Genomic DNA, 12,426 nt, shown 5'->3' with positions numbered 1-12,426 from the left:
GGCCGGCAGCGGAGCCTGGTGACGACGCTCCCCGGGTTGTTCACTCGATCGAAGAAAAGAGGTCCAAGCCTTGACTCGCGGCGGGCGATGTCGAACCACCTTGTTCGACCGGGACCACCCGCAGGCGCTCACCTGGCCGAACGGCCACGACAGCCACGCGGGACGTCAGGTTCTTCCGGAATACGGCCGGCTCGGACTCCGTTCCCGGCCCGCTCTTCTCGTTGAGGGAGTAGTACAGCTCGCTGGCGACGAACCCGTCGTCCCTGCGGTGGAGAAGGAGGACGAACCCGAGGTCGCCGTCGGTCCAGACGCCGGCGGCGACGGGGCCCTCGTCGAGGTGCACCCGGCGCGGTTCCGGCATCGCGCCCCCTGGACCATGCACGCCTCGCTCGAGCGTTCCAACCGCGATGTCGGCCATGGGCTCCTTCATGTTCTCAGCCTCGGTGAAGGGTGCGCACGACATCGCCGGTCCTGCCGGTGGCGGCAAGAACGACCGCACCCGGACCGTCATGGACGCCGTGCTCGGCGGCCTGCGGACCGGGTGCGGACAGGTAGGCGATGCGACCCGCGAAACCGCAGGTCAGACAGCCTAGGCAAAGATCAAGCCTTCTTGGTCTCCCAGAAGATCTTGTCGATCTGGGCGATGTAGTCCAGGGCCTTCTGACCCGTCGCGGGGTCGGTCGACGCCTTGGCGGCCGACAGGGCCTTCAGGGTGTCGTTGACCAGCTGGTGCAGCTCCGGGTACTTCTCGAAGTGCGGGGGCTTGAAGTAGTCGCTCCACAGCACGGAGACGTGGTGCTTCGCCAGCTCGGCGCGCTGCTCCTTGATGACGGTGGCGCGCGCCTGGAAGTGCGGGTCGTCGTTGCCGGCCATCTTCTCCTGGACGGCCTTCACCGACTCCGCCTCGATGCGGGCCTGGGCCGGGTCGTACACGCCGCAGGGAAGGTCGCAGTGCGCGCTGACCTTGACCTTGGGGGCAAACAGGCGGGAAAGCATGAAGCAATCCTTCCTCGTGATCGTCTTCTCAGGTGCGACATTACTCCCTGGGAGAAGTGATTTCGCGAGTGCCCCCACGGGCTTAGGACAAAAGTCCAGGGTGAGACTGAGACTGTGGACGATCGGACCGGGGAGGTGCCGGTGATGCCGGAGCCGTCGCAGGACGTGGAGCGCATGAGGGCGCTGCTGCCCTTCGGGGTGGCCGAGGTGACCGGGCCGTCCATGGTGCCCACGCTGCGGCACGGGGACCGGCTGGTGGTGCAGTACGGCGCCCGGATCAGGCCGGGGGACGTGATCGTGCTGCGCCACCCCTTCCAGCAGGACCTGCTCGTCGTCAAGCGTGCGGCGGAGCGCCGGGATGGCGGCTGGTGGGTCCTGGGTGACAACTCCTACGCCGGCGGCGACAGTACGGACTACGGGACCGTCCCCGAAGACCTGGTGCTGGGCAAGGTGCGTCTGAGGTACCGGCCGCGGAAGCCCGATCAGCGCTCGCCGTTCGCGCTCGCGCGCTGGGCCTTGTCGTCCGCCAGGCCCGTGCTGTCCGACCGGTCGGCCTCCAGGCGCTTGCGGGCGCGGTAGGCGGCCACGTTGGCGCGGGTGGCGCAGCGGTCGGAGCAGTAGCGCCGGGAGCGGTTGGTCGAGGTGTCCAGGTAGGCGTTGCGGCACGGCGGCGCCTGGCACAGGCCGAGCCGGTCCACGCCGTACTCCGTCAGGTGGAACGCCAGGCCCATCGCCGCTATGGCCGCGTAGCCGGCGGTCGCGTTCGACGGGTGGTCGGCCAGGTGCATGTGCCACAGGGGGCGGCCGTCGTCGTCCCGGAAGTCGTGGCCCGAGATCTGCGGGCTCACCGGGAACTCCAGCAGCAGCGAGTTCAGCAGGTCCACCGCCAGCGTCTCGTCCCCCTGGTCCGCCGCCGCGAAGACCGAGCGCAGCCGGGCCCGCACCGAACGGAACCGGGTCACGTCGGCGTCCGTGGCGCGCCGGGCCGCCGACTGGTTCGCCCCGAACAGCTCCCGGACCGCCTCGACCGAGGTCAGGGTGTCCTTGCCCCGGGCCGGCTGCTCGCTGTTGACCAGACGTACGGCGTAATCCGAGTAATAGGCCAGTTCCACTTGTAGTCCTTACTGGGGCGCTCTATGGTCATGATGCGGTCGGGTAACAGATGATCGTGCTTCCAGGGTATTACGAGCTCGGCTGAGGAGGGGGCTTCCATGACGACCGGCGCGGAAACCGACTGGCAGCAGTGGCAGCGCAGTTGGGACCGGCAGCAGGAGTGGTACATGCCGGACCGCGAGGAGCGCTTCCGGGTCATGCTCGACATGGTCGAGGCGTTCGCCGGGCCCGAGCCGCGCGTCCTGGACCTCGCCTGCGGCACCGGCAGCATCACCGCCCGGCTGCTCGCCCGCTTCCCGCGGGCCACCAGCACCGGCGTCGACCTCGACCCGGCCCTGCTCACCATCGCCCGGGGCACGTTCGCCGGCGCCGAGCGCGTCGCCTTCGTCGAGGCGGACCTGAAAGACCCCGACTGGCCCGCACTGCTCCCGCACGACACCTACGACGCGGTCCTGACCGCCACCGCCCTGCACTGGCTGCGCACCGAGGACCTCCGGACCCTGTACGGCCGGATCGCCGGGCTGGTCCGCCAGGGCGGCGTCTTCCTGAACGCCGACCACATGGCCGACGACACCACGCCCCGCATCAACGCGGCCGAGAGCGCCCAGCGGCATCGCCGCATGGACCTGGCCATGAAGGACGGCGCCCTCGACTGGGCCGAGTGGTGGGCCCTGGCCGCCAAGGATCCCGTGCTCGCCGCCCCCACCGCCCGCCGCTTCGAGATCTACGGCGACCACGCGGACGGCGACACGGCGTCCGCGGCCTGGCACGCGCGCGTCCTGCGCGAGCAGGGCTTCGAGGAGGCCCGCGCGGTGTGGTGCTCACCGTCGGACACGCTGCTGCTGGCGCTCAGGTAGGGCCGTCCGCCGCGGGAGCGCACGCGCGAGGGGCGGTACGGAGATCCCGTACCGCCCCTCGTCGCCGCTGCGGCCGCCGGACGGCTCACAGCACCTTGGACAGGAAAGACTTCGTCCGCTCGTGCTGGGGGTCGGTCAGGACGTCGCGCGGGTGGCCGGACTCGACCACGACGCCGCCGTCCATGAAGACGAGGCTGTCGCCGACCTCGCGGGCGAAGCCCATCTCGTGGGTGACGACCACCATCGTCATGCCCGACTCGGCCAGGTCGCGCATGACGTCGAGGACGTCGCCGACCAGCTCCGGGTCGAGGGCCGAGGTCGGCTCGTCGAAGAGCATCAGCTTCGGGTCCATGGCGAGGGCCCGGGCGATCGCCACGCGCTGCTGCTGGCCGCCGGAGAGCTGCGAGGGGTAGTTGCCGGCCTTGTCGGCCAGGCCGACCCGCTCCAGCAGCTGCCGGGCCCGCTCCCTGGCCTCGGTCTTGTTCTGCCCCTTGACCTGCACCGGCGCCTCGATGACGTTCTCCAGCGCGGTCATGTGCGGGAAGAGGTTGAAGCGCTGGAAGACCATGCCGATGTCCCGGCGCTTGAGCGCGACCTCGCTGTCCTTGAGCTCGTACAGCTTGTCGCCCCGCTGCCGGTAGCCGACCAGCTCCCCGTCGACGTACAGCCGCCCGGCGTTGATCTTCTCCAGGTGGTTGATGCACCGCAGGAAGGTCGACTTGCCGGAGCCGGACGGGCCGATGAGGCAGAACACCTCGCCGGACCGCACCTCCAGGTCGATGCCCTTGAGGACCTCCACCTGGCCGAAGGACTTGTGGACACCCTCGGCCTTGACCATCGGGACACTGGAGTCGCGCACGGGCTCGTCCGCCTTGCTGAGCTTGTCGGTCATGCCGTGACCCCCTTCCGGCTGAACAGGGGCGCCAGGTTCTGCCTGACCCGCTGCCACGGGGTGGGCGGCAGATTCCGGCTGGAGCCGCGGGCGTAGTACCGCTCGACGTAGTACTGCCCGACGCTGAGCACCGAGGTGAGGATCAGGTACCAGGCGGCGGCCAGGAACAGCATCTCCACCGGGGCGCCGGAGGTCTGGCCGATGTCCTGGGCGTAGCGCAGCAGCTCGTAGTACTGCACCGCCGAGACCAGCGAGGTGGTCTTCAGCATGTTGATGACCTCGTTGCCCGTGGGCGGCACGATCACGCGCATGGCCTGCGGGATGACGATCCGCCGCAGGGTCTTGCCGTGGCTCATGCCGAGGGCGTGGGCCGCCTCGGTCTGCCCCTCGTCGACCGAGAGCAGGCCGGCGCGGCAGATCTCCGCCATGTACGCGGCCTCGTTGAGGCCCAGGCCGAGCAGCGCCGTCAGGAACGGCGTCATGAAGTCCGACCAGTAGTTCTTGTAGATCGGCCCGAGGTTGATGTACTCGAAGACCAGGCCCAGGTTGAACCAGACGAACAGCTGGACCAGGACCGGGGTGCCGCGGAAGAACCAGATGTAGAACCAGGCGATGGACGAGGTCACCGGGTTCTTCGACAGGCGCATGACGGCGAGCAGGATGCCGCCGAGGATGCCGATCAGCATCGACAGCACCGTCAGGAGCATCGTCTGGCCGACGCCCTTCATGATGCGGTCGTCGAAGAAGTACTCCGGAACGGCGTGCCAGTTGATCTTGCCCTGGCCGAACGCGTAGATGATCGCGACGAGGAGCCCGATCGCGATGACGGCGGAGACGTACCGCCCGTAGTGCCGGACCGGGATGGCCTTGATGGCCTCCGGCCCGGCCGCGGGAGCGTCTTCCGGACGTGCCGTCTTGCCGATGTCAGCAGTCACGGGTGATGCCCTTTCGGTGGCCGCAGGCCGCGGTCACTTGCCGCCGTTGATGACGGCTGCCTTGACGGCGCCGTCACCGACGCCCCACTTCTGGATGATCTTGTCGTACTCGCCGTTCTTGATGATGGCGTCCAGGGCGGCCTTCAGGGCGTCGCGCAGCTGGGTGTTGTCCTTGGCGACCGCGATGCCGTACGGGGCGGCCTCGACCTGCTCGCCGACGATCTGGAAGTCCTTGCCGCCGCCGGAGGTCTTCACGGCGTACGCGGTCACGGGGAAGTCGGAGGAGCCGGCGTCGGCGCCGCCCGCGCGGACACGGGTCTGGGCCTGCTGGTCGTTGTCGAAGGACTCTATGGCCAGCTTCTTGCCGCTCGGACACTTCTTCGCCTCGGACTTGGCGAGGTCCTCGGAGACCGTGCCGCGCTGCACCGCGATCTTCTTGCCGCACAGGTCGGACCAGGTCTTGATGCCCTGGTCGTCACCCTTCTTGGTGTAGATCGAGACACCGGCGGAGAAGTAGTCGACGAAGTCGACGCCCTCGCCGACCTTCTTGCCGGTGTCGGAGTCGATGCCCTCCTGGCGGTCCTTGGTGTCCGTCATCGCCGACATGGCGATGTCGTACCGCTTGGAGCGCAGACCGGTGATCAGGGTGTCGAAGGTGCCGTTCTCGAAGTCGAACTTCACGCCCAGCTGCTTGCCCATGGCGGCCGCGAGGTCGGGGTCGATGCCGACCGTGTTGCCGGAGCTGTCCTTGAACTCGACCGGCGCGTACGCGATGTCCGAACCGACCTTGATGACACCCTTGTCGCGGATCGCCTGGGGAAGCTTGTCGGCCAGCGGCGCGGTGCTCGTCGACGCGCTGCTGCCGCCCTTGTCCTTGTCCTTGGTCTGGTCACCGCAGCCGGTGAGAAGCAGCGCGCCTGCGACCGCGATCGCACCTACCGCTGCCAGACGGTTGGGCGCGGCGGTGGTACGACGGGTGGAGCTTGCGGTCATGGTGGGTTCCTCCGGCGGAAGGGTGGAGATGCCGATGGGTCGACGAGAACACACACCTTTGGGTGTCGCGACCTCGTGTGATTACGGCATCTTGCCATTCGGACTCAGCCGTTCAGGGGGCCAGCTATGTCAAAATCGGATAACGGGTGACCCCCGAACCGCATCAGGACGGACATCATGACCGGACCATCTGCGGGAATCCTCCCCTCCGGCCGGAAGATCTCCGGTGCGTCCCGGGACGCGGACCTGTGCTCCGAGGCGTTGGTCACTGTTCGGCCGCTGGTCAAGAGCTTGTCAAGGACGTGTCCACCCATTTCGGGAGAATCCTCGTCACCAGTGTGTGACCTACGGGTTTCGGGATGTGACCTTGCGCTTAATGGACTCGTCGTCGACACGGTCCGTCGGGTAAGAAGGTTCTTTACACCCCTCATCCGGGGCTCCGGGCGCGTGTGCGGCGCGCCTGTCGCGTATGACCCGTACGCATCAACAGATATCGGGCCATACGCGGTCCCGCCCACCCCTCACCAGGAGTGGCCCACCCTCAACCGATGAAGACTTAAGGGGTAAGACAAAGTGGCAGCGGAGATCGTCAATCCTCGCAGCGACAGCAGTACGGATCAGGACGGCGGGGCCGAGCCCCTCGATTCCTTCGACCCGGCGTTCGCGCTGCACCGCGGCGGCAAGATGGCCGTGCAGGCCACCGTGCCGGTCCGCAACAAGGACGACCTGTCCCTCGCGTACACACCCGGCGTCGCGCGCGTGTGCACCGCGATCGCGGAGCAGCCGGACCTGGTCAACGACTACACGTGGAAGTCGTCCGTGGTCGCCGTGGTGACCGACGGCACGGCCGTGCTCGGACTCGGCGACATCGGGCCCGAGGCCTCCCTCCCGGTGATGGAGGGCAAGGCGATCCTGTTCAAGCAGTTCGGCGGCGTGGACGCGGTGCCGCTCGCGCTGGACTGCACCGGCGTCGACGAGATCGTCGAGACCGTGGTGCGCCTCGCGCCGTCCTTCGGCGGCGTCAACCTGGAGGACATCTCGGCGCCGCGGTGCTTCGAGATCGAGCGGAAGCTGCAGGAACGGCTCGACATCCCGGTCTTCCACGACGACCAGCACGGCACGGCGGTCGTGACCCTGGCGGCCCTGCGCAACGCCGCGCGGCTCACCGGCCGTGGGCTCGGCGACCTGCGGGCGGTCATCTCGGGCTCGGGCGCGGCCGGTATCGCCATCGCGAAGTTCCTGATCGAGGCCGGTATCGGCGATGTCGCCGTCGCGGACCGCAAGGGCGTGGTCTCGGCCGACCGGGACGACCTGACGCCGGTCAAGCGGGAAGTCGCCGGTTTCACCAACAAGGCGGGCCTGACCGGGTCGCTGGAGGCGGCGCTGGAGGGCGCCGACGTCTTCATCGGCGTCTCCGGCGGTACGGTCGCGGAGGAGGCGGTCGCCTCCATGGCCAAGGACGCGTTCGTGTTCGCCATGGCCAACCCGAACCCCGAGGTGCACCCCGACGTCGCGCACAAGTACGCGGCGGTCGTGGCCACCGGCCGGTCGGACTTCCCGAACCAGATCAACAACGTGCTGGCGTTCCCCGGCATCTTCGCGGGCGCGCTCCAGGTGCGCGCGTCCCGGATCACCGAGGGGATGAAGATCGCGGCGGCCGAGGCGCTGGCCGGAGTGGTCGGCGACGACCTCGCCGCCGACTACGTCATCCCGTCGCCGTTCGACGAGCGGGTCGCTCCGGCGGTCACCGCGGCGGTCGCGGCCGCGGCGCGGGCCGAGGGCGTCGCACGTCGCTGACGCGAGTGCCGAGTGCCTAGTGCCGGCTGAACGGCCCCGCCCTTCCGGGCGGGGCTGTTCTTTTTCCCGCTGATTCTCCCGGTGCCCGCTGATTCCACCTGATCCCCCCGGGTTCCCGCTGACTCCCGCTGACTCCTGCCGTGGCAAGAGGGTGTGTGTCACAGCGCGGCCTGGTTCCCCGCGCCGCCGGGGCCGCCTATCGTCAAGGCCATGTTCGCCGTCTACGCCGCCCGAATCGACCGCGACCAGCCGCTGAACGGCCTGGAACTGGGGGAGCGTCCGGCTCCCGAGGCCCGTCCCGGCTGGAGCACCGTCAACGTCAAGGCCGCCTCCCTCAACCACCACGATCTGTGGTCGCTGCGAGGCGTGGGCCTGCCCGAGGACAGACTGCCGATGATCCTCGGCTGCGACGCCGCCGGCGTCGACGAGGACGGCAACGAGGTCGTCCTGCACTCCGTGATCGGACAGAGCGGTCACGGCGTCGGCCCCCGGGAGCCCCGCTCCATCCTGACCGAGCGCTACCAGGGGACCTTCGCCGAGCAGGTCGCCGTGCCGACCTGGAACGTCCTGCCCAAGCCCAGGGAACTCTCCTTCGAGGAGGCCGCCTGCCTGCCGACCGCCTGGCTGACGGCCTACCGCATGCTCTTCACCAACGCCGGGGTGCGGCCCGGCGACTCGGTCCTCGTCCAGGGCGCGGGCGGCGGCGTCGCCACGGCCGCGATCGTGCTCGGCAAGGCTGCCGGCCTGCGGGTCTTCGCGACCAGCCGCGACGAGGCCAAGCGCAAGCGGGCGGTGGAACTGGGCGCCGTCGAGGCGCTGGAGTCGGGGGCGCGGCTGCCGCAGCGGGTGGACGCCGTCATCGAGACCGTGGGCGCGGCCACCTGGTCGCACTCGGTGAAGTCGCTGAGGCCCGGCGGCACGCTCGTCATCTCCGGCGCCACCAGCGGCGACCGCCCCTCGCACGCCGAGCTGACCCGCATCTTCTTCCTGGAACTCAAGGTCGTCGGCTCCACGATGGGCACCAAGGACGAACTCGAGGACCTGCTCTCCTTCTGCGCCGCCACGGGCGTACGTCCCGTCATCGACGAGGTGCTGCCGATGGAGCGGGCTCGCGAGGGCTTCGAACGACTGGAGTCGGGCGACCAGTTCGGAAAGATCGTGCTCACCAACGGCTGAGAGCCGCAGCCATAGCCAAGCCAGAGCCACAGCCGCTTCCGTGCCGACGGCCGTCCCGTTCTTCCGGGGCGGCCGTCGGCGTGTGTCCGGCCTCGGTGAGGTCTTCCTTCCTGATCCGCTCGCCGCCGCTCAGGCCTTCGGCGTACGCAGTATCGCCCCGATGTGAGCCGCTGCCGTCGACAGATGGCGGCGGGCGTCACGGAGCTGGTCGGCCGTGACGCCGTGGTCGCGGGCGGCGTCGCGGATGTCGTCGCGGAAGCGGTCGAGCAGCCGGTCCAGGTCGCGGGCCGGGTCGCCGGTCGTCTCCTCGTGGGCCCAGGCCGGCTCGTACCCGGCCGGGAAATCCTCCGGTGTCTGCGAGTACTCCGGTCCGGACGCCGGCGTACCGGTGCCCGTGCCGCCGCGCCCGAAGCCGAAGTCCTTGCCCAGCCCCGTCCCGAAGGTCTTGCCGAAGTCGCCGAACTCCTTGGCCAGCTCGGTCAGGCCCTCCCGGACCCCTGTCGGCCAGTCGCCCCGCGCGAAGTGGTCCTGCACCTGCTCCTGCACGCGCCGGGCGATGCGCTGCACCTCCTCCTGGGCCTGGGCCCGCGCCCGCTCCTGCGCCTCCTTGGCCTGGCGCCGCGCCCGCTGGGCCTCCTCGCGGGCCCGGCGGCTCTCGTCCTTGGCGCGGCGGGCCTGTTCCTTCCACTCCTGCTTGACGCGTCGCATCTCCTCCTTCGCGGCGCGCCATGCCTCCTTGTCGCCGAGGTCCCCGTACTCCCCGTACTCGCCGAAGGGGCCCGCCGGCCGGCCCTGCGCCGTGCTGCCGCGGCGGGCCTCGGAAGCCGCCGCGCGCATCTCGCGCCGCAGGTCGCCGGCCGCGCCCCGGACATCGGCCCGGATCTCGGCGGCGAGCTCCGCCACCGACTCGCGGATCTCCAGCTCCAGGTCGGCCAGTTCCCCGCTGCGGTCGGCCAGCTCGGCGCGGCCCGCGTCGGTGATCGCGTACACCTTGCGGCCGCCCTCGGTGGTGTGCGTGACCAGGCCTTCGGCCTCCAGCTTGGCGAGCCGGGGGTAGACGGTGCCGGCCGAGGGCGCGTACAGCCCCTGGAACCGCTCCTCGAGGAGACGGATCACCTCGTAACCGTGGCGCGGGGCCTCGTCCAGCAGCTTCAGCAGGTACAGGCGGAGGCGGCCATGGGCGAAGACGGGAGGCATGTCAGAGCACCTTCTTGTCGGTCGTGCCGTCGGCCGGGGCGCCGGTCGCGCCGCCGTCCCGGCCGGAAACGGAATTCTCCCCCGAGTCCGTGCCCGCTGTGCCCGCCGGGTTGTCCGCCGGGCCGCTGTCTTCCGGACCGTTGTCTTTCGGGCCGCCGTCCTTCGGGCTCCTGTACCACGGGGCACTGTCCTTCGGGCCGTCGTCCTTCGGGCCGTTGTCCTTCGGGCCGTCGTCCTTCGGACCGTTGTCCCGTGGCACCGCGTCCCACGGTTCGTCCTCGGCCGGGGGCCGGCGCAGCAGGGCGATCGAGCCCGAGACCGTGGTCGCCTTCAGCCTGCCGTTGCCCGCGCCGAGCCGGCCGGTGATCCGCTTGGCGCCCCACTGGCCGCCGACCCGCAGATCCTCGAAGGCGTTGGAGACCGTGCCGCCGGCGGTGTTCGCCTCGACCTCCGCGTCCGCCGGGTGGGGCAGCCGGATGGCTATCTCGCCCGAGACGCTCGTCAGGGTGACGTCGGTCGGCCGACCCGTCGCATCGAGGTCGACGATCATCGAGCCGCTCACCGAGTCCGCCCGGACGGAGGAGCCCGCCTCGACGACGGTGAGGTCGCCGGAGACCGAGTTGAAGCGGAGGTCGCCGCTGAGCGCCTGCGCATCCACGTTCCCCGCGACGGTGTCCGCGCGTACCGGTCCGGTGAGTCCCACGAGGGTGGTGTCCCCGTTGACGCCCTTCACCTCGACACGCTCGTCGAGCCCGGAGACGACCGCCGTGGCGCCGACGACCCCGACCTCGACACGGGTCCGGGCCGGCACGGCGAGGGAGACCACGGCACTGCGCCGCCACCCCTTGCGGTCGAGCCACTTCAGGAAGCCCTTCCAGGGCAGATCCTCGTACGCCACGGTGAGCGCGCCGCCCTCCAGGGTGACGAGCAGTTCGGGCCCCTCCAGCTCGGAGACCTCCAGGCGGGCGGAGTCCTCGTCCGTGCCCACCACGTTCACCGTGCCGTTGACGATGCGCACGTGGAGCTCCCGCGGGGGCTCGTCGAACGTGAGCTTCCCGGGCTCTCGGACGGACCACTCGGACATGGTGCAGACCTCCCGCCGTGAACACGCCATATCGCGTCTTCTCTCGTTTCACGATATATCGCGGTGCGGGAAAGTCAAGACACCCGATCCGGGGACGTCGATACCCGTGTCCACGCCCTCGAAGTGACCGAACGGGGCAAATCGCCCTAGCGTGTGACCATGGCGACGACGGAAACCTCACGCACCGGCCGCGCTCCCGGCGCCCTCCTGCTCTGCCGGGCCGACGCCGACTCCGTCGCCCGCACCGCCCTCCTGCTGGGCGAGACCATGACGCTGGCCCGGGCCGGTGACGGCTGGAGCGTCCTCGTCCCCGGGGGCGGGCCGTGGGCCGGGGACGCGGAGACGGTCGACGACGTCCTGACCGGCTGGGCCACCGCCCTGGCCGTCGGCGCTCCCTGGCCGGTCCTCGCGCTGTGGTGGGACGCCGACCGTGCCGGCTACACCCTGGTCTCCGGCTTCCGCCGCCCGGTCGGCTACGTCTGGCTCGCCGACGGCACCCCCGCCGGCCAGGACGAGGCGATGCGTACCTTCGCCGCGCGTCTCGGCCTCGGCCCGGACCTGCCGTTGCTCGACCGCCTCACCGCGTCCGACCGCTGGGCCGACGCCCGCGCCCGCCTGCGCGGCCTGCTGACGGTCCTCACGCGCGCCGGCGTCGCCCTGCCGCCGGGCCTCGACCCGGGCGAACCCGCCGACCGCCTCCGCGAGGCGGCCCGCGTCCTGCCGGACGCCCGCCCGGTCACCGGCCAGGTCACCGGTCAGATCGCCCCGGCCGCCGGCCGGTTCACAGGGGCGGACCGGTCGCTCGAAGGGGAGGTCCGGCCGGAGACGGCCCGTCCGGCATCCGGCGCCGCCGGGACCGGCCCCGGCCCCCGGAACGCCTGGCTGCCCTGGGCGGGCACCTCGAAGGGACAGACGCTGGCCCTGGCCCAGCTCGCTGCCGGACTGCCGCTCACGGCCTGGGGCGCGTACCGCCGCAGCGGCGGCTGGCTGGCGGCGGGGGCGTTGCTGCTGGCGCACGGCGCGCTGGGGCTGGCCTACGCCCCAATGCGCCCGTTGGACTGAACCCGCGCACGGAACCGCACGGCACGACGAAGCGCGCCGGCCTCACAGGCGCCCAGGAACCCGCCCCCGAACCTGGCCCGGAGCCCGGCGGGGAGTACGGTCCGAGGTCCGACCCGGAGCTCGGCTCTGAATCCGGCTCTGAATCCGGTCCGGAGCCCGGTCCTGAGCACGGTCCGAGGTCCGACCCGCCCGGGACCTGGGCCGGAGTCCGGCTGGGAGCCTGTCCTGGAGCCCGGCGGGGAGTACGGTCCGAGGTCCGACCCGGAGCTCGGCTCTGAATCCGGCTCTGAATCCGGTCCGGAGCCCGGTCCTGAGCACGGTCCG

Annotated in this window: 13 protein-coding genes; 5 read left to right on the top strand and 8 right to left on the bottom strand. The window is 70.6% G+C overall.

Going from position 1 to position 12,426, the window contains the following annotated elements; translation table 11 throughout:
* Positions 1 to 40: 40 nt before the first annotated feature.
* Complete coding sequence (locus AB0G63_RS21740; RefSeq protein WP_360752622.1) at positions 41 to 418, bottom strand: hypothetical protein; 378 nt, start codon at positions 416 to 418, stop codon at positions 41 to 43.
* Positions 419 to 600: 182 nt separating this feature from the next.
* Positions 601 to 996 (bottom strand): superoxide dismutase, Ni, encoded by a 396-nt coding sequence (sodN, locus tag AB0G63_RS21735; RefSeq protein ID WP_004983535.1) that lies wholly within the window; start codon positions 994 to 996, stop codon positions 601 to 603.
* Between the two features lie 144 nt (positions 997 to 1,140).
* On the opposite strand from sodN, the gene sodX reads away from it, so the two are divergent.
* A complete protein-coding gene (gene sodX, locus AB0G63_RS21730; RefSeq protein WP_360752762.1) occupies positions 1,141 to 1,575 on the top strand; it encodes a nickel-type superoxide dismutase maturation protease in 435 nt (144 codons plus the stop codon).
* Here the strand turns inward: sodX and AB0G63_RS21725 are convergent.
* On the bottom strand, positions 1,479 to 2,108 hold the full coding sequence (locus tag AB0G63_RS21725) for a CGNR zinc finger domain-containing protein (protein ID WP_360752619.1): 630 nt from the start codon (positions 2,106 to 2,108) through the stop codon (positions 1,479 to 1,481). The genes sodX and AB0G63_RS21725 overlap by 97 nt on opposite strands.
* A 99-nt stretch (positions 2,109 to 2,207) precedes the next feature.
* On the opposite strand from AB0G63_RS21725, the gene AB0G63_RS21720 reads away from it, so the two are divergent.
* Positions 2,208 to 2,966 (top strand): class I SAM-dependent methyltransferase, encoded by a 759-nt coding sequence (locus AB0G63_RS21720; protein WP_360752616.1) that lies wholly within the window; start codon positions 2,208 to 2,210, stop codon positions 2,964 to 2,966.
* Between the two features lie 85 nt (positions 2,967 to 3,051).
* On the opposite strand, the gene AB0G63_RS21715 is transcribed toward AB0G63_RS21720, so the two are convergent.
* From AB0G63_RS21715 to AB0G63_RS21705, 3 genes are read right to left on the bottom strand one after another with little or no spacing between them, the layout of a single operon-like run.
* A complete protein-coding gene (locus AB0G63_RS21715; RefSeq protein ID WP_360752613.1) occupies positions 3,052 to 3,858 on the bottom strand; it encodes an amino acid ABC transporter ATP-binding protein in 807 nt (268 codons plus the stop codon).
* The gene (locus AB0G63_RS21710; protein WP_360752611.1) at positions 3,855 to 4,793 is read right to left on the bottom strand and encodes an amino acid ABC transporter permease; all 939 of its coding nucleotides are present in this window, start codon (positions 4,791 to 4,793) and stop codon (positions 3,855 to 3,857) included. Before AB0G63_RS21710 ends, AB0G63_RS21715 begins: the two co-directional genes overlap by 4 nt.
* 33 nt (positions 4,794 to 4,826) lie before the next feature.
* A complete protein-coding gene (locus AB0G63_RS21705) occupies positions 4,827 to 5,786 on the bottom strand; it encodes an ABC transporter substrate-binding protein (protein WP_360752608.1) in 960 nt (319 codons plus the stop codon).
* A 573-nt stretch (positions 5,787 to 6,359) separates the two neighbouring features.
* Between AB0G63_RS21705 and AB0G63_RS21700 the strand changes: the two genes are divergently transcribed.
* Positions 6,360 to 7,583, top strand: a complete 1,224-nt coding sequence (locus AB0G63_RS21700; protein WP_360752605.1) for an NADP-dependent malic enzyme — start codon at positions 6,360 to 6,362, stop codon at positions 7,581 to 7,583.
* Between the two features lie 210 nt (positions 7,584 to 7,793).
* The gene (locus AB0G63_RS21695) at positions 7,794 to 8,759 is read left to right on the top strand and encodes a zinc-binding dehydrogenase (protein ID WP_360752603.1); all 966 of its coding nucleotides are present in this window, start codon (positions 7,794 to 7,796) and stop codon (positions 8,757 to 8,759) included.
* Positions 8,760 to 8,888: 129 nt separating this feature from the next.
* On the opposite strand, the gene AB0G63_RS21690 is transcribed toward AB0G63_RS21695, so the two are convergent.
* Positions 8,889 to 9,956 carry a helix-turn-helix transcriptional regulator gene (locus tag AB0G63_RS21690; RefSeq protein WP_360752600.1) on the bottom strand — a complete coding sequence of 356 codons (1,068 nt, stop codon included), beginning with the start codon at positions 9,954 to 9,956 and terminating at the stop codon, positions 8,889 to 8,891.
* A gap of 1 nt (position 9,957) precedes the next feature.
* Positions 9,958 to 11,040 carry a DUF4097 family beta strand repeat-containing protein gene (locus AB0G63_RS21685; protein WP_360752597.1) on the bottom strand — a complete coding sequence of 361 codons (1,083 nt, stop codon included), beginning with the start codon at positions 11,038 to 11,040 and terminating at the stop codon, positions 9,958 to 9,960.
* A gap of 159 nt (positions 11,041 to 11,199) precedes the next feature.
* Here AB0G63_RS21685 and AB0G63_RS21680 point away from each other — a divergent pair, with 159 nt between their 5' ends.
* Complete coding sequence (locus tag AB0G63_RS21680) at positions 11,200 to 12,102, top strand: hypothetical protein (RefSeq protein ID WP_360752595.1); 903 nt, start codon at positions 11,200 to 11,202, stop codon at positions 12,100 to 12,102.
* Positions 12,103 to 12,426 lie beyond the last annotated feature (324 nt).

Source organism: Streptomyces sp. NPDC020996 (assembly GCF_040641355.1).
Lineage (GTDB): Bacteria > Actinomycetota > Actinomycetes > Streptomycetales > Streptomycetaceae > Streptomyces.
This window is presented reverse-complemented; position numbering and strand designations above follow the sequence as displayed.

Bases quoted from the DNA above. Each gene is read 5' to 3' on its own strand.
- AB0G63_RS21740 (WP_360752622.1), bottom strand. From the start codon at position 418: ATGGCCGACATCGCGGTTGGAACGCTCGAGCGAGGCGTGCATGGTCCA.
- sodN (WP_004983535.1), bottom strand. From the start codon at position 996: ATGCTTTCCCGCCTGTTTGCCCCCAAGGTCAAGGTCAGCGCGCACTGC.
- sodX (WP_360752762.1), top strand. From the start codon at position 1,141: ATGCCGGAGCCGTCGCAGGACGTGGAGCGCATGAGGGCGCTGCTGCCC.
- AB0G63_RS21720 (WP_360752616.1), top strand. From the start codon at position 2,208: ATGACGACCGGCGCGGAAACCGACTGGCAGCAGTGGCAGCGCAGTTGG.
- AB0G63_RS21715 (WP_360752613.1), bottom strand. From the start codon at position 3,858: ATGACCGACAAGCTCAGCAAGGCGGACGAGCCCGTGCGCGACTCCAGT.
- AB0G63_RS21705 (WP_360752608.1), bottom strand. From the start codon at position 5,786: ATGACCGCAAGCTCCACCCGTCGTACCACCGCCGCGCCCAACCGTCTG.
- AB0G63_RS21695 (WP_360752603.1), top strand. From the start codon at position 7,794: ATGTTCGCCGTCTACGCCGCCCGAATCGACCGCGACCAGCCGCTGAAC.
- AB0G63_RS21690 (WP_360752600.1), bottom strand. From the start codon at position 9,956: ATGCCTCCCGTCTTCGCCCATGGCCGCCTCCGCCTGTACCTGCTGAAG.
- AB0G63_RS21685 (WP_360752597.1), bottom strand. From the start codon at position 11,040: ATGTCCGAGTGGTCCGTCCGAGAGCCCGGGAAGCTCACGTTCGACGAG.
- AB0G63_RS21680 (WP_360752595.1), top strand. From the start codon at position 11,200: ATGGCGACGACGGAAACCTCACGCACCGGCCGCGCTCCCGGCGCCCTC.